General features: G+C 64.0%; 16 protein-coding genes. 3 read left to right on the top strand and 13 right to left on the bottom strand.

From position 1 onward, the window contains the following. Nucleotides 1–155 precede the first annotated feature (155 nt). The 3 genes from P3R82_RS21885 to P3R82_RS21875 all read left to right on the top strand — a co-directional run bounded on the left by P3R82_RS21885 (nt 156) and on the right by P3R82_RS21875 (nt 3,917). Nucleotides 156–1,145: a 4-hydroxythreonine-4-phosphate dehydrogenase PdxA gene (locus P3R82_RS21885; RefSeq protein WP_283196402.1), complete on the top strand. Its 990-nt coding sequence runs from the start codon at nt 156–158 to the stop codon at nt 1,143–1,145. A gap of 110 nt (nt 1,146–1,255) precedes the next feature. After that, the gene (locus P3R82_RS21880) at nt 1,256–2,194 is read left to right on the top strand and encodes a sugar phosphate isomerase/epimerase family protein (RefSeq protein WP_283195313.1); all 939 of its coding nucleotides are present in this window, start codon (nt 1,256–1,258) and stop codon (nt 2,192–2,194) included. A gap of 10 nt (nt 2,195–2,204) precedes the next feature. Then, nucleotides 2,205–3,917 carry a dihydroxyacetone kinase family protein gene (locus tag P3R82_RS21875; protein ID WP_283195312.1) on the top strand — a complete coding sequence of 571 codons (1,713 nt, stop codon included), beginning with the start codon at nt 2,205–2,207 and terminating at the stop codon, nt 3,915–3,917. A 102-nt stretch (nt 3,918–4,019) separates the two neighbouring features. On the opposite strand, the gene P3R82_RS21870 is transcribed toward P3R82_RS21875, so the two are convergent. The 13 genes from P3R82_RS21870 to P3R82_RS21810 all read right to left on the bottom strand — a co-directional run bounded on the left by P3R82_RS21870 (nt 4,020) and on the right by P3R82_RS21810 (nt 16,187). Then, complete coding sequence (locus P3R82_RS21870) at nt 4,020–4,310, bottom strand: type II toxin-antitoxin system RelE/ParE family toxin (RefSeq protein WP_283195311.1); 291 nt, start codon at nt 4,308–4,310, stop codon at nt 4,020–4,022. Continuing rightward, entirely contained in the window at nt 4,307–4,552 is a 246-nt protein-coding gene (locus P3R82_RS21865) for a CopG family ribbon-helix-helix protein (protein ID WP_183902749.1), read from the bottom strand. Before P3R82_RS21865 ends, P3R82_RS21870 begins: the two co-directional genes overlap by 4 nt. 101 nt (nt 4,553–4,653) lie before the next feature. Beyond that, nucleotides 4,654–5,382, bottom strand: coding sequence for a sulfite exporter TauE/SafE family protein (locus tag P3R82_RS21860; protein ID WP_283196401.1), 729 nt, complete (start codon nt 5,380–5,382; stop codon nt 4,654–4,656). A 131-nt stretch (nt 5,383–5,513) separates the two neighbouring features. Continuing rightward, a protein-coding gene (locus tag P3R82_RS21855) for an IS5 family transposase (protein WP_283192853.1) occupies nt 5,514–6,276 on the bottom strand; the annotation gives its coding sequence in 2 pieces (ribosomal slippage) (nt 5,514–5,946 and nt 5,945–6,276; 765 coding nt in all). Nucleotides 6,277–6,354: 78 nt separating this feature from the next. Next, on the bottom strand, nt 6,355–7,737 hold the full coding sequence (locus P3R82_RS21850; RefSeq protein ID WP_283195310.1) for a flagellar biosynthesis protein FlgA: 1,383 nt from the start codon (nt 7,735–7,737) through the stop codon (nt 6,355–6,357). 53 nt (nt 7,738–7,790) lie between these two features. Then, nucleotides 7,791–9,305 (bottom strand): tripartite tricarboxylate transporter permease, encoded by a 1,515-nt coding sequence (locus P3R82_RS21845; RefSeq protein ID WP_183902747.1) that lies wholly within the window; start codon nt 9,303–9,305, stop codon nt 7,791–7,793. A gap of 18 nt (nt 9,306–9,323) precedes the next feature. Further along, nucleotides 9,324–9,812 carry a tripartite tricarboxylate transporter TctB family protein gene (locus P3R82_RS21840; RefSeq protein ID WP_183902746.1) on the bottom strand — a complete coding sequence of 163 codons (489 nt, stop codon included), beginning with the start codon at nt 9,810–9,812 and terminating at the stop codon, nt 9,324–9,326. Nucleotides 9,813–9,884: 72 nt separating this feature from the next. Next, entirely contained in the window at nt 9,885–10,874 is a 990-nt protein-coding gene (locus P3R82_RS21835; RefSeq protein ID WP_246400330.1) for a tripartite tricarboxylate transporter substrate-binding protein, read from the bottom strand. Nucleotides 10,875–10,939: 65 nt separating this feature from the next. Beyond that, entirely contained in the window at nt 10,940–11,965 is a 1,026-nt protein-coding gene (locus tag P3R82_RS21830) for a 4-hydroxythreonine-4-phosphate dehydrogenase PdxA (protein WP_283195309.1), read from the bottom strand. Between the two features lie 199 nt (nt 11,966–12,164). Next, complete coding sequence (locus tag P3R82_RS21825; protein ID WP_283195308.1) at nt 12,165–12,392, bottom strand: hypothetical protein; 228 nt, start codon at nt 12,390–12,392, stop codon at nt 12,165–12,167. A gap of 23 nt (nt 12,393–12,415) precedes the next feature. Then, complete coding sequence (locus tag P3R82_RS21820; RefSeq protein ID WP_183901860.1) at nt 12,416–13,789, bottom strand: glutamate--cysteine ligase; 1,374 nt, start codon at nt 13,787–13,789, stop codon at nt 12,416–12,418. 145 nt (nt 13,790–13,934) lie between these two features. Continuing rightward, on the bottom strand, nt 13,935–14,675 hold the full coding sequence (locus P3R82_RS21815; protein WP_283195307.1) for a 16S rRNA (uracil(1498)-N(3))-methyltransferase: 741 nt from the start codon (nt 14,673–14,675) through the stop codon (nt 13,935–13,937). 12 nt (nt 14,676–14,687) lie between these two features. Further along, a complete protein-coding gene (locus tag P3R82_RS21810) occupies nt 14,688–16,187 on the bottom strand; it encodes an inorganic phosphate transporter (RefSeq protein WP_283195306.1) in 1,500 nt (499 codons plus the stop codon). Between the last annotated feature and the right edge of the window lie 60 nt (nt 16,188–16,247).

The raw sequence follows: 16,247 nt of genomic DNA, 5'->3' as shown, positions 1-16,247 counted from the left end.
ATCGGCGCCAGTTCAAACTCAAAAATGCTGCATACAAAATGCAAAAGACTTGTTCTCGCAATGCGGATGCCCTACAAGGTGCCAATCTTGGTAGGAGAACATAAATCGTGGACATCACCGCGCATGCAGACGAACGCCCCGTCATCGCCCTCGCCATGGGCGATCCCGCCGGCATCAGCCCGGAACTGACGGCAAGCCTTCTTGCCCTTGAGGACATCAAGGCCAAGGCGCACATCATCGTCATCGGCGACCGCCGCATTCTCGACAAGGGCGCCAGCGAAGCCGGCGTCGTGCTTGATCTTGCATCCGCGTCGCTGGAAGACGCCGCCGGCACCGACCGCGCCCGCCACGTCTTCGTCGATCTCGCGCATCTCGCGCCTGAAGACGTCGCGCGCGGCGAGGCGACGCTGGCCGGCGGCACCTTCGCCACCCGAAATTTCCGTGCGGCGCTCGAATTCGCGCATGCAGGTAAGGCGGATGCCGTCTGCTTCACGCCCTTCAACAAGAAGGCGATGCGCTACGCCTATCCCGGCTATGACGACGAGATCCGCTTCGTCTGCGACGTGCTGTCGTTCAAGGGCAAGGTCCGGGAATTCAACGTTCTGGAAAAGGTCTGGAATGCGCGTGTCAGCTCGCATATCCCGCTGAAGGACGTGGCCGCCCATCTTTCGGTCGATGGCATCCTGTCCGAACTGGAACTGACGCTTTCTTGCCTGAAGGCATCGGGCATCGCATCGCCCAAGGTCGCGGTCGCCGGCCTCAATCCGCATGCGGGCGATGGCGGCAGTTTCGGCATGGAAGAGATCGACATCATCGAGCCGGCGGTCGCGGCCGCCAAGGCGCGCGGCCTCGATGTCGAAGGTCCGTTCCCGGCTGATACGGTGTTTCTGCGGGCGCTTAAGGAAGGCTTCAACGCGGTGCTGACGATGTACCACGACCAGGGCCAGATCGCCATGAAGCTGATGGGCTTCGACAAGGGCGTGACGATGATGGGCGGCCTGCCGTTCCCGCTCTGCACGCCTGCGCATGGCACGGCCTACGATATCGCCGGCAAGGGCATCGCCGATGTCGGCGCCAGCCGCGAAGCCATCCTGCTTGCCGCACGCATGGCATCGCAAAAGCGCCAGGCAGCCAAGGCCGCCTGATAGGACGGCACGAGAGAGCCACATGATTTCGCAGCCGGCGGGGTAACCGCCGGCTGCATGAGGCCCGCGAGAGGATGCGGGCTTTCCGATGGAACAATGGGAGGATTGCAATGACCGGCGCAACCCGCAAATGGACGCGCGACAACTGGCCGATCGCCGCGGCAATGATCCAGTACCCGAACATGCTGGCCGATGGCCGCTCGGTTCAGGATCAGGGCGCCGAGGAGTGGTCGCGGACCGTCGGCGAGGTCGCCGATGCCGGCTTTACCGAGATCGACCCGACCGACAGCTGGCTGCGCGTCGCCGATCTCTCGCCCGGGCGGCGCGCCGAATTTCTCGACGTCGTCGCCTCGCACGGCATGACCATCCCGGCCATTTCCACCTCCCGGCGCAGCGTTATCGACGCTGGCAACGGTGACGAATACCTGGCCTACAGCCACCGCGTCATCGACACCGCCGCCGAAATCGGCGCCGCCAGCGTGTCCTTCGGCTTCTTCGAGCCGCTCACGGAGACGCAGAAGAAAGCCCTCTGGTTCTGGACCGAACAGGGCGCGAAAAACCCCGACGATCCCGCCGTCTGGAAAAAAGCCGTCGCCCGCATTTCGGAGCTTGGCCGCCACGCCGCCGAACTCGGGATCGAGGTTTCGCTCGAAATGTACGAGGACACCTATCTTGGAACGGCGGACAGCTCCGTGCGCTTCGTCGAGGAGGTCGGGCTCGGCAATGTCGGCATCAATGCCGATCTCGGCAATCTCATCCGTCTCCACCGTCCGGTCGAACATTGGCTGCAGATGATGACCAAGGTTGCGCCCTACGCGAAATACTGGCACGTCAAGAACTACATGCGCATCGAGGACGAGCATGCCGGCCTGATCGCCACCCATCCGGTGCCGCTCGAATCCGGGCTGATCAACTACCGGACGGCGATCAGACTGGCGCTCGAGCACGGTTTCGCCAGCGCCTTCCTCTGTGAGCATTACGGCGGCGACGGTCTCTCCGTCAGCGCCACCAACCGCGATTATCTCCGGCGTATCCTGCCGCGTAACTGAGGACCGTTTCATGACGACGATCTTTGATGCTCCCGAAGAGTTTGCCGCAACCGCGCTCGCCGGCTTCTGCCGGATCTACCCGAACCATGTGCGCCTGGTCACCAATGGCGTCGTACGCGCCACCACCGTGCCGAAGGGCAAGGTCTCCGTCGTCGTCGGCGGCGGCTCGGGCCACTATCCCGCTTTCGCCGGCTATGTCGGCCCCGGCCTGGCCGATGCCGCGGTTGCCGGCGACGTCTTCGCCTCGCCGTCGACCGCGGCGGTCGCGCGCGTCTGCCGCCACGCCCATCATGGCGGCGGCATCATTCTCGGCTTCGGCAACTACGCGGGCGATGTCCTGAACTTCGGCGTCGCGGCCGAGCGGCTGCGTGCCGAGGGCATCGATGTGCGCATCGTCGCGGTCACCGACGACGTCGCCAGCGCGCCGGCCGCCTCGCATGCCATGCGCCGCGGCATTGCCGGCGACCTGGTGGTCTTCAAGATCGCCGGTGCCGCCGCCGAGGCGGGGCTCTCGCTCGACGAGGTGGAGCGCGTCGCGCGGCTTGCCAACGACCGCACCGTCTCCTTCGGTGTCGCCTTCGCCGGCTGCACGCTGCCGGGTGCCAGGGAGCCGCTGTTTACCGTGCCCAAGGGCCGCATGGCGCTCGGCCTCGGCATCCATGGCGAGCCGGGCATCAGCGAACAGGACATCGCCAGCGCCAGTGATCTCGCCGCCCTCCTGGCCGACAAGCTGCTCGCCGAGAAGCCCGCCGACTGCACCCGCGTCGCCGCCGTGCTGAACGGCCTTGGCTCGACCAAGTATGAAGAACTCTTCGTCCTGTGGACGGCGGTCGAGAAGAAGCTGAAGGCCGTCGGCCTGGATCTGGTTCAGCCGGAAGCCGGCGAATATGTCACCAGCCTCGACATGCAGGGCTGCTCGCTGACGCTGACCTGGCTGACGGATGAGCTGGAGCGCTACTGGACGGCACCCTGCGACGCGCCGGCCTTCCGCAAGGGCCGCACCGTCGCCGCCGATCTCCGCACCGACACGATCACGGATGAGGAAGCAGCGCCCAACATTCCGGCTGCCACCGAAATCTCCCGCCGCACCGCCATCTGCATCCGCGACCTCTTCGCCGAGATCGCCGCGCTGCTGAAGAACCAGGAAGCCGAACTCGGCCGTATCGACGCCGTCGCAGGCGATGGCGACCACGGGCAGGGCATGCGGCGTGGCGCCGAAGCCGCGGCGAAGGCGATGGCGGCGGCCGTGGACGCCGGTGCCGGCGCGCAGACCACGCTGGCGCTCGGCGGCGACGCCTGGGCCGACCGCGCCGGCGGCACCTCAGGCGCCATCTGGGGCCTGCTGCTGCGCTCCTGGAGCAACGCCTTCAGCGATAGCGAAGCGCCCGACGACAAGGCCGTCACCGAAGGCGCGCAACTGGCGCTCGACGGCGTCACCCGCCTCGGTCGGGCCCGCGTCGGCGACAAGACGCTGGTCGATGCGCTGGTGCCCTTCGTCGAAACACTGAAGGCGGAAGCCGGGAAGGGAAAGCCGCTTCTGGACGCCTGGACATCGGCCGCCAACGCGGCGGATGCCGCCGCCAAGGCGACCTCGTCGCTGACCCCACGCCTCGGCCGCGCCCGCCCGCTCGCCGAAAAGAGCATCGGCCACCCCGACGCCGGCGCCGTCTCGCTCGCCATGGTGGCGCAGCTGGTGGCCGGCTTTATCGGCAGGGGGCGGTAAGCTGAACGGAGCGCCTATGTCCGGAGCGACGCGCGCGGTCCGGACGTTCTGGCATATGTGCCGACTGAAAATTGGCGTTGCCGCCTTATGTTGCGCGGATCGTCAAAATGCCTTTGGCCATTGCTGATGCGCGTGCATGATGGTGATGATTTCTATGTCGCGCGAAACGCGATAGGCAATGATGTAAGGGGCATCGGCCAAGACGACTTCACGAGTGCCGTTGATGCGTCCCGGCCGGCCTAATGCTGGTAGGCCTTCAAGCATATCAACGGCGGAAACGATGCGGGCAACGACGCGCGCCGCCGCGTCCGGGTCGTCCTTTTCGATATATCCGCCGATTTCATCGAGCCGGCGCAACGCTCTTACCGTCCAGCGAATACGCTTGCCGCTCATGATCGGTCAGCGGATTTGACGTATTTGCTGATAACCTTTGCCACATCCTGGTCTGTCGCGAACTCACCGCGGTTGGCCTCCGCGAGCCCGGCCTCGATCTCGGCCAACTGCCATTCCTCGCGGGCAACATAATCCTCAATGGCCTGAGCTGCCATGTAAGCGCGGGAGCGATCGCGCTTTTCCGCGATCTTTTCAAGTTTGCTGGCGGTTTCTTCGGAAACCCTTACGGTAAAGGCAGCCATCGCATCTCACTCCTGCTGGTTCAAGGTGATTGTGGGTTGAACCACGTTGGTTCGTCAAGGTTCTTCGCTGTGTGGGGAGCCGAGACGATCGGCCAGCTGCCCTACCCGAACAAGCCCACACCCGTCAGCCACAGGCCGGATGCCAGCGTGATGGCGTCCATCATGATGCGGAAGGTCTTTTCCGACATGCTGACGACGTAGCGCTTTGCGAAGAACGTGCCGGCCATCAGCGAGGAACCGATGATGAGGCCGCTGATCATGAGATCGTCGGTGAGCACGCCGGTTTCGCGGAAGGTGAGGATCTTGGCGGCTTGGACGAAGATCGATGACGCCGCTTCCGTGGAAAGGAAGGCGCCTCGGGTGAGGCCGAAGGCGAGGAAGGCCGGGATGCTGAGCGGGCCGGTCGACAGGAATAGCCCGGTCAGGAAGCCGACGATCGCGCCAGCGACCGCGAGCCCCGCCAGCCCGATCGTCAGGTTCTGTTTCTTGAGAAAGCGCCGCAGCGGCACCAGCGTCAAGATGAAGAGGCCAAGCAGCGTGCCACTGATTTCGGCCGGCAGGTTGACGAGGCTGATGGCGCCGAGCGAGGCGGCCGGAATGCCCGGGATCGCATAGGCAAGCACCGCCTTCCAGTCGACCTCTCGGTGCCAAGCCATGACGCGCGCCGCGTTCGCCATCAGCCCGGCGATTGCCATGACCGGAATGGCGCGGCTCGGATCGAACATCGGCACCAGGACCGGCAGAAGAAGCAGGCTGGCGCCCGTTCCGACAATGCCGCTGAGGCCGCCGGCGAGAAAGCCGATGGCGCAGACGATGAGATAGGAAATCACCAGGCTGCCCTCGAGCATGTCAAAAGTGCGCAGCGGTTTTGCTGCACCGACATGCGATGAAACAAAGACTTAAAACGTGACGCGCGAATCCGAAGGATCGCGACACGCCTTAGGCTGTGGTGACAAATTAACTATTTGATCCATAGCATGATGCTTGCGAGCTTTATGAAGCCGAGGAAGTTGTCGGCGAGCTTGTCGTAGCGCGTTGCGATACGCCGCCATTGTTTGAGCTTGGCGAAGAAGCTCTCAATGCCCCATCGCTGCTTGTAGGCAAGGCGATCATAGGCATGTTGGTGCTTGCGATGTCGGCGTGGCGGAATGACTGGCTCGCCGCCTTGATCAAGAATGATGTCATGCAAGTTGTCGGCATCATAGGCGCGATCCGCGAGCACCTGTTTGGCTGGCAGAGCGCGGATAAGGTCGCAAGCCGGTGCCATGTCGTTTTGTTGACCAGGGCCGAGTTGAAAGCGAACCGGCAATCCCAGTGCATCGACTACCGCATGGATTTTGCTGCCAAATCCACCTCGGGAGCGGCCGAGAGCCTGGGCTTGCGCTCCCCCTTTTTCGCCGCCCGCCGGCGGCTTGGGCCTGCGCCCGGATAACCGTGGCGTCGATGGACAACCACTCCATGTCCGGATCGACAGAAACTGCTTCGAAAATCCGGTCGAATATGCCCTGCTCGATCCAACGGTAATAGCGCCGTTTGACCGTCTGATAGGGGCCGAAACGGTCTTCCGGCAGATCACGCCAGCGCGCTCCGGACCGGGCAAGCCACAGTATCGCGTCGAAGAACCGGCGCCCATCACTGCGAGGACCGCGCCTGCCTTTACGACCACCGGGCACAAACGGCTTCAGCCGCTCCCACTGGTCATCTCGAAGAACCTCACCATCCATCGCCGACCTCCAAAAGTCAGCCTTGAATCTGATTTGCGACTCGAATGGAATCCCGGATCGTTAATTTGTCACCACAGCCTAGAAGAAAGCCTTGTCCTGCTGCCGGCGCAGGCTGAGCAGCTCGGAGGCTTCATCGAGTTCGACGTCGCCGCACAGGATCGGCTGACCCGCCCTGACCGCTCTTTTGAGCTTGCGGTTGGCCGCCAGATAGAAAGGCACCGGAACGTCGTCGCCAAGCTTGCCTGCGGGTACCATCCGCGCGGAGACGTCAACGATCGAATGGTGGTGGCCGCTTGCGGTCAGCACCGTGCCGGCGGCGATGTCTGCATCCGCGTGAGCGACGAGATCGATGACGGGCTTCGGTTCCACGGCACCGCTCGAAACGCCCCTGAGACCCACTTCGAGAATGCTGGTCGCCGCCTCGACGCCCAGCAGATGGCGGGGGATGTAGAGCATGGCGACGTCGCCCTTGCGGCTGACGACATGGCCTTTCTCGGCAAGCATCGCCCAGGTCTCGGCATCGTCGCAGCGGACCGTGACGAAGACGCCGCCGGCAAAGCTCACCTCGCCGGGAAGCCTGAGGCAGTGAAAGACGTCCAGGCTCCTCGGTGTGTCGAGCAGCCCGCCGCTGGCGCGCGGCGAGAAGAAGTCGGCGACCTCGGTGATCCTGGCGATCGGCGCATGCAGCGCCGGCCGGTCGACGGTGAAGCCGTTGGCATTGGCGACCAGCGTCATTTCGCACAGATCAGGCACGGCGCGCTGCGCAAAGCTCTCGGCGATCGCGCCGCGCCGGGCGGCGATCTCGGTGAGAGCGACAGTCGTCGGCTCGATCAACTCGCCGAAGCCGGGAACGGCGGCGGTTTTGCCGTTCGATGTCAGGGTCTCGTTTTCCGGGTCGAACACGAAGTCGTATTCGCTGGCCTTGCCGGCGGCGACGATGTCGAGCCCCAGCACTTCCGCCCAGGTGATCAGCCCCATCAGCAGGCTCGGTTGGTCGCCGTCGACGGGCGTGACGATCACGTTATTCTGACGCGCGCGCAGCGACAGGCCGGGGCCGACGACGCTGTCGACCTCCTTTGAAACCAGCGCCACATGCTTGCCGGCGTCGATCGCCAGCCGGCAATGCCGGGCGCCGGCTTCCGGGTGACCGGTCGCCTCGACCACGACGGAGACCGGAAGACCGAGCACGATGGCGATATCCCCGGCGGCGATGAAGAAGCCGTTTTCCCAGGCCGCCTTCGTTTCTTCCGCCGTGACGCAGACGGCGATCCGGGCGGCGTCGATGCCGAGGCCGCGCAGAACATCCGCCGCGGTCTCGGCCTTCAGGTCGACGGCGACGCGGGTGCTGATCAGCGGCGTCTTCAGGCTCTGGGCGAGAAAGCTGCGGCCGAAGCCGCCGGTACCGACGATGCAGCATTCCACGGGTTCGGCCTGTGTGCCGAAATGGCTATGGTAATTCATGGGTTTCCCTCGCATGCCCGCGGGCGTGTCGGCAGTGAAAAATGGACCCGGCCTCAGGCGGCCGAGTCCACCTTCTCGCGTCGCTTGATATGGGAGATCAGTTTGGACAGCTGCGGCACGACGAGGAGGCCAAGCGCCACCACCATGATCCCGCCGACAAGATAGTTGGAGAAGAACACGCCAAGCGATCCATCCGAAACGATCATCGACTGGTAGAACGACTCCTCCGCCTTGTCGCCGAGCACCATGGCGAGCACCAGCGGCGCCAGCGGGAATTCCAGCTTGTTGAAGATGAAGCCGACGACCCCGAAGATCAGCACGACCCACAGGTCGAAGGTCGAGTTCGCGACCGTGTATCCGCCGACGAAGCAGATGGCGATGATCATCGGGCCGATGATGGTGAATGGGATGCGCAGCAGGGCGGCGAACATCGGCACGGTGAGGAGCACGAGAATCACGCCGACGATGTTGGCCACATACATGCTGGCGATCAGGCCCCAGACGAAATCGGGCTTGGTGGTGAACAGCATCGGGCCGGGTGTCAGGCCCCAGATCATCAGGCCGCCCATCATGACGGCCGCCGTCGCCGAACTCGGCACGCCGAGCGCCAGCATCGGCAGCATGGCGCAGGTGCCGGCGGAGTGGTCGGCGGTCTCGGGCGCGATGATGCCTTCCGGACGGCCGGTGCCGAACTTGGCGCCGGGCTTCGACCATTGCCGGGCAAGGCCGTAGCTCATGAACGACGCGGCGGTCGGGCCGCCGGGCGTGATGCCCATCCAGATGCCGACCAGAGCCGAGCGGATCACCGTTGCATAGTATCGCGGCATTTCGCAGATCGTCTTGAACACGTCGCGCGGGTCGATGCGGGACGAGACGCCGCGAAAACGCAGGCCGTCCTGCACGGTCGCAAGCAATTCGCCGATGCCGAACAGGCCGATGACGACGACGAGGAAGCTGATGCCGCTGATCAGTTCGTCGAAGCCGAAGGTCAGGCGGAGCGACCCGGTCACGGTATCCATGCCCACGGTCGAAAGCAGAAGGCCAAGCCCGAGCGACACGACCGTTTTCAGCGGCGCGGCGCTGCCCATGCCGATGAAGGCGCAAAAGGCGAGGAAATAGACGGCGAAATATTCCGGTGCGCCGAATCTCAGGGCAAAATTGGCGGCCCAGGACGACAGAAGCGTAATGACGATGACGCCGATCAGAGCGCCCATGCCGGCGGACACGAAGGCGAAGGTGAGCGCCCGGGTCGATTGCCCGGTCCGGGCGAGCGGATAGCCGTCGAATGTCGTTGCCACCGAACTCGGCTCCCCCGGTATATTGAACAGGATGGAGGTCGTGGAGCCGCCGAACAGCGCTCCCCAGTACATCGATGCCAGCAGGATGATGGCCGAAACCGGATCCATCGAGAATGTCAGCGGGATCAGGAGCGAGACGCCGTTCGGCGCGCCGAGACCCGGCAGAACGCCGACGATGAGGCCAAGCAGGACGCCGACCACCATCAGCAGGATATGGGTGGGGGTCAGCGCGATGCCGAAGCCTTGCATGAGCAGTTCGAAATTGGCCATTGGAATGCGCCGCCTTCCTTAATAGATGCCGAGCATGTCTTCGAGCGGTCCCTTGTGCAGCGGCACCTGGAAGGCGGTCTCGAAAACCAGATAGAGAACGATCGAGAAGACGACACCGACAAGCAGCGCCATGTGCGGCTTGTACTTGCCCTGCCGCCAGGCGACGTAGAACAGGTAGAGTGTGGTCGCGACGTAGAAGCCGAGGAAGATGGTCACGACGACATAGGCCGCCATCGGCAGGAAGAAGGAGAGGAGCCGCAGCGTTTGCTCGGACTCCAGGAATGTCTCCTGCTGTTCCGAGCTCTTCGCCTTGATGAGTGCCTGGATGGCGCAGCCGATGCCGGCCGCGGCCACGATCAGGCCGACATAGAAGGGAAAATAGCCGGGCTTCGGGCCTGAATCACCCCAGGCGACGCCGAGCTCCAGGGCGCCGCTCGCGCCGAGTACGCCGACGATCGCCAGGCAGCTGGCGGTGATGATCTCCATATGGAGGCGCTTGATATGCATGATCGCTTTCCTTCGTCGAAGGGTCCGGCAGAAGCTGCCGGACCCGTTGGCGCTTGATGCTTCGCGACGCGATTACTGAACCAGCCAGCCTTCTTCCTTGAACACCTTCACGGCGTTCGTTTCGCTGCTGGAAATGAACTCCTGCAGCTTGTCCGGGCCGAGATAGTCGCCGGTCTGCGATGTCTTCTTGATGTAGTCGGCCCATTCCGGGGTTTCGCTGACCTTCTTCATCACCTCGGCATAGTAGGCGATGGCATCGGGTGGCGTGCCGGCGGCGGCCCAGACCGTGCGCGGCATCTTGTAGTTATCGATCGGAACGCCTTGCGAAACGCAGGTCGGAATGTCGCCCCAGCCCTTGCCGTCATAGACCGGCTCGCCCTTGGCCATCGGCGTCGGCGAGAAGACGCAGAGCGGCTTGACGGCGCCGGCCTGCCACTGGCCGAGGTTTTCGTTCGGGTTGTTGACGTTGGCCGCGACATGGCCGCCGGCCAGCTGAACGCCGACCTCGCCGCCGCCGTTGAACGGCAGGTACTTGAACTTGGCGCCCGTCGTCTGCTTGATCAGGGCGACCAGGGTTTCGTCGGTGTCCTTGGACTGGCTGCCGGCGAACGCCACCTTGCCGGGTTCCGCCTTGCCGGCATCTATCAGCTCTTTCGGCGTCTTGTAAGCGGAATCAGCCTTCACCCAGATCAGGAATTCGTCGAAGGCGAGCGCGGAAACCGGCTGCAGATCCTTCATCGAATAGGCCATCTTGGCGACGCGGGGCAGGAGATAGGCGTTGTTGGTGCCGAAATAAAGCTTGTTGGCGTCGCCCTCGTTCTTCTTGGCGTAGAGAAACGCCTCCGCGCCGCTGCCGCCGCCCTTGTTGAGAATGACCATCGGCTTGCTCATCAGATTGCGCTTGGTGATGATCGACTGAATGGTGCGGGCGAAGTTGTCGGTGCCGCCGCCGGGGCCGGACGCCACCACGAATTCCACCGGGCGCGTCGGCTCGAAGGCCATTGCCTGGCCGGCAACCGCCAGCGTCGCGGCAAGAACCATACCTGCAGATAGTTTCTTCATCCTGTTCCTCCTTTGAGATGAAAGCCGGCGCAACCTCCGCACGCCGGTATGCACGTGAAAACTTGCTAGGCGGCGGGCCTTGCCCTTCCTGCCATGCGTGCGGCAAGCAGGATGGCTTCGCGGCTGGCGCCGACATCGGCGATGCCCTTGCCGGCGATATCGTAGGCCGTGCCATGCGCAGGCGTGCAGAGCGGGAACGGCAGGCCGCCCATCATCGTCACGCCCTTGTCGAAGCCCATCAGCTTCATGGCGATCTGGCCCTGGTCGTGGTACATCGTCAGCACCGCGTTGAAGCCTTCCTTAAGCGCCCGCAGAAACACCGTATCAGCCGGGAACGGACCTTCGACATCGAGGCCGCGCGCCTTGGCGGCCGCGACCGCCGGCTCGATGATGTCGATCTCTTCCATGCCGAAACTGCCGCCATCGCCCGCATGCGGATTGAGGCCGGCGACCGCGACCTTGGGCGATGCGATGCCCGATGCCTTCAGGCAAGAAAGCGTCAGTTCCAGTTCGGACAGGATGCCGTCGACCGAAAGATGGGCGGCCACGTCCTTCAGCGGGATATGCGAGCTGACGCGCGCATTCCAGACCTTCTCCAGAACGTTGAATTCCCGGACCTTGCCCTTGAACGACAGCACGTCGCAGACGAAGCGGATCTCGTCGTCATAGCCGGGATAGGCGTAGCGCATCGCCTTCTTGTTGAAGGGCGTGAAGCAGACGGCATCCGCCTTTCCTGCATGCGCGAATTCGAGCGCCGCACGGAAATTTCGGGTGGCGAAGGTGCCGCCGGCCAGAGTCGCCTCGCCGCGCGCGACGTCTTCGGGCGCGAGATGGGCGAGATCGACGAAGACGTGGCGGGCGCGGTCGGTGCCGGCGGCGTCTTCCAGCGACGCGGATGCGAGATCAAGCACGACGCCGGCTTCGCTGGCACCCTTGTCGAGAATGCGGCGGTCGCCGATGACGATGATGTGCGCCTTGGCCTTGATGTCCTCAAGGGCAAGAAGGCTTGCCGTCAGTTCGGGACTGATGCCTGCGGGATCGCCCATGGCGAGGGCGATGACGGGGCGCGTCTGGCCGATGCTAGAATTCATGCTTTTCCTCCATCCTCACGACCGTCATACGCCATCCAAATTCCCACATCAAGTCTTTTGAATGCTGCATACAAAATTCTGTGGGTCAAAATTGAACCACGCCTTGCGGGCAGAAGGCTTGTGCGCTGGGAGTTGGATTGGCGAAGACACCGGCTTGCGCGGGGACGGATAGTCCGTCACGCAATATGCGTTCAAGCGGCTATGTTCGCAACGAGAACGGGCCTCGCGCGCGAAAATCAAAGCGGTTGTAATGAGGTGGATGGACGTGCTTGAGTTCGCGCAAGTCGTGCGCGGCAAACATCGCGCGATACGATCCGCCGTTCAATATAGGAGAGAGGTTCTCGATTGCGCGGCGATCGTCGGCAGTGCCCATGCCGCGCGGCATGTCGGGAAGCGGCGGCCAGATCAGCCGCCACCAAATACCCATTCCGCCGAAGCCTGTTACAAGCTCTAGTATTGGTACTCTTCGAACACCGGCTCGACCGAGCCGTTCCAGCGGCCGTTATAGAGCGCCAGCAGATCCTCGGCCAGCGTCGCCTTCTTGGCCATCACCTCGTCGAGCGGCGACAGGAAGATCGTCTCGTCCTGGCCGTCGCCGTTGAGCTTGCCGCGCGCCTTGAGCCCGGCCTTGGAAATGGCCAGCACCTCGCGCGCCGTGTCGAACAGCGCGTGTCCGCGGAACGCGCTCTTCAGTCCCTCGGCCGGCACCGCGTTGCGCAATGCGTTGACCTCGTCGAAGCTCCAGTCCTTGGTGAGCTGGTCGGCCGCTTCGAGCGCGGATGCTTCGTAGAGTAGCCCGACCCAGAAGGCCGGAAGCGCGCAGATCCGCCGCCACGGTCCGCCATCGGCACCGCGCATTTCGAGGAAGCGCTTCAATCTGACGTCGGGGAAGAGCGTCGAGAGATGGTTGGTCCAGTCGCCCATCGTCGGCTCCCAGGCGGCGATCTCGCCCTTCAGCGCGCCGTTCATGAACTGCCGGAAGGTGATGTGGGTGCAGTCCTTGTAGCGGCCGTCGCGGACGATGAAGTACATCGGCACGTCCAGCGCCCATTCCACATAGTCGTGGAAACCGAAATCGTCGCGGAAGGTGAAGTCGAGCAGGCCCGAACGGTTGTTGTCGGTGTCGCGCCAGATATCCCCGCGCCAGGACTGCAGCCCGTTGAGCTTGCCTTCGGTAAAGGGGGAGGAGGCAAACAGCGCGGTTGCCAGCGACTGCAGCTTCATCGATACGCGCATCTTCTTGCGCATGTCGGCTTCCGACGAGAAGTCGAGGTTCACCTGGATGGTGCAGGTCCGGTACATCATGTCGAGGCCCTGCGTGCCGACCTTCGGCATGTAGCGGCTCATGATGCCGTAACGCGATTTCGGCATGACCGGCGTTTCGGCCAGCGTCCACTTCGGGCTGCCGCCGATCCCCAGGAAGCGGATGCCCATCGGCTCGGCGATCTGGCGCAGCGTCGCCAGATGCGCGTTGGATTCCTTGCAGGTCTGATGGATGTTTTCGAGTGGCGCGCCCGAGAGTTCGAACTGCCCGCCCGGCTCGATCGAGATCGCGCCCATGCCCGATTGTTCGGCGAGACCGATGATGTTCTCACCGTCGAGAATCGGCTCCCAGCCGTCCGTCTGACCGAGACCCTTCAAGAGAGCCGAAATGCTGTTCTCACCCGAATACGGGACAGGGCTGTTGTCCGCGCGGAAGAAGGCGAACTTCTCATGTTCGGTGCCGATGCGGAACTTGTCTTCCGGCTTGTTTCCCGCCGCAAGATAGTCGGTCAGCTCCTGAACCGAAGAGAGCGGGGTCTGGTCGGTGGTATCGCGAGCCATTCAAGTAACCTGTATTCGGGAAACACCCGGACGTATCCGGACAGTAGGAAAGGGTGATTAGGACCGCTGGCCCGCATGTTGCAAGTGAAATTGTTTCATCGACCCATCAAAAAATACCAACATCCGTGGCCTGTTGCCGACGCGCCTACCGGGTCCAGTCGCCAAGCGCCGCCTGGATCACTGCCATCGCCGCGACGGCGGCGGTATCGGCGCGCAATATTCTCGGTCCGAGCGGGATGGCGGTCACGAAATCGAGGCCCTTGAGCCGCGCGCGCTCCTCCTCTGAAAAGCCGCCCTCGGGCCCGACCAGCAGCGCCAGTTTCCGCTCCTTCACCGCGTTCAGGATCGGCAGGGGGTTTTGCCCGGCATCGCCCTCGTCGCAATAGATGATCCGCCGCTCGCTCGGCCAGCCGTCGAGCATCTCGGAAAGCCGCACCGGCTCGGCCACCTCGGGAATGCCGAGAATGCCGCATTGCTCGGCCGCCTCGATGACGTTGGCCCGGAGCTTGTCGAGATTGGTGATCTTGCCCTGCACATGCTGCGTCATCACGGGGCGCAGCACGCCGGCGCCCATCTCAACCGCCTTCTGCACCAGATAATCCAGCCGCCCGACCTTCAGCGGCGCGAAGAGATAGTGCAGGTCGGAAGGCTCCGGCTGCGGCCGGGTCTGCGCCTCGGGCACGATCATGATGCGCTTGCGGGTCGGCAGCGAAAGCCGCGCCTTCCATTCGCCGTCGCGACCGTTGAAAACAAGGATCTCCGCGCCGTCGCCCATCCGCAGCACGTTGGCGAGGTAATTGTACTGGTCCGCCGTCGCCTCCGCCGCCACGCCTTGCGAGAGGGGAGCGGCGACGAACAGCCGTTGCATTCTGAAATTGGCGCGCATCGAAAGTCCTGTCTAAACAAACAGCGCGACCATAGCCCAATAGAGCATGGCCGCAAGCACGGCGGATGCCGGAACGGTGATGACCCAGGCGGCGATGATCGTCATCAGATGCGAACGTCGCACCAGCCGGCGCCGGCGAACCTCGTGAGTATTGGGGTCGTCGGGCTCTTCCAGCATCCAGACCTCGGCCTTGCGGCGCATGTATTCGATCCGGCGCCTGGAGTTGCGGGTGTACCATTCGCGGAAGAAACCGACGCCGAACACGGCACCCACCGCGATATGCGTGGTGCTGACCGGCAGGCCGAGCCAGGAGGCGACGATGACCGTGAACGCCGTCGCCATGGCCACGCAATAGGCGCGCATCGGGTTGAGCTTGGTGATCTGCTCGCCGACGAGCCGGATCAGGCGCGGCCCGAACAGCAGGAGGCCGATGGAGATGCCGAGGGCCCCGATCAGCATAACCCAGAGCGGCGGGCCGGCGCCCTGGCCGAGTGGCTGGCCGAGGGCAACGCGCACGATGGCCGAGAGCGGACCGACGGCGTTTGACACGTCGTTGGCGCCGTGGGCAAAGGACAGAAGCGCCGCCGCGCCGATGAGCGGCATCTGGAACAGCACCCGCAGCGAACTGTTGCGGTTCTCCAGTCCCTGCGCCCGTATATGCACCAGCGGCCGCGACACCAGCCAGCCGGCCAGGCCCGTGGCGATGCCGAGCAGGATGATCGTGAGCGCGGAAAACGTTCCGGCGGACTGAAGTTGAAGGATCATGTAGGCGGTGAAGCTGCCGACCATCATCGCGATCAGGACGGGCACCCATCGCTTGGCCGCGGTGATCTTGTCCACCTGGTAGATGATCAGCGTCTTCACCAGGTAGAGCATGCCGGCGGCGATCACCCCGGCGATCAGCGGCGAGGTCATCCAGCTGGACGTGATCTCAAGCATGACGTGCCAGTTGACCGGCGCCGGCCCGAGCGCCCCGATGCCGGCGCCGATCACCGCGCCGACGATCGAGTGGGTGGTCGAAACCGGCGCGTTCAGCCATGTCGCGAGGTTGATCCAGAGCGCCGCCGCCATCAGCGCCGCCATCATGATCCAGGAGAGCATGTCGGGCGGGATCTGCGACGCGTCAACGATGCTCGATGAGATCGTCTTCACCACCGCGCCGCCCGATATCGTGGCGCCGAGGATCTCGAAGATCGCGGCGATGACGAGCGCCTGGCCCATTGTCATGGCCCGCGCGCCGACCGCCGCGCCGACATTGTTCGTCACGTCGTTCGCGCCGATGTTCATGGCCATGTAGGCCGCGAGCGCCGCACCCGCGATTACCAGCCCGGCGCCGGGGCGGTCGAAGACGTAGATCGCGGCGAACAGCATGGCGAGGCCGAGAAAGACGAAGCCGATCCCCGGCGCCACCAGCTTGCGCGAGACGTATTTCGAGGCGTCCTCGACCTGCGTGAGCTTGTCGAGATCCTTGTCGAGCGTTCGTTTGGTGAGGACGGTGGGGCGGTCGGCCATGCTGCTCCTTGTGATTGAGGCCTGCTTTTGCGCCGCTAATTCTAGCAGCGCAAGATGGCG

This window comes from Rhizobium sp. AN80A (genome assembly GCF_030053015.1).
In the GTDB taxonomy this organism is placed as follows: Bacteria; Pseudomonadota; Alphaproteobacteria; order Rhizobiales; family Rhizobiaceae; genus Rhizobium; species Rhizobium metallidurans.
The sequence above is the reverse complement of the archived record's forward strand: the minus strand, read 5'-3'. Positions and strand labels throughout refer to the sequence as shown.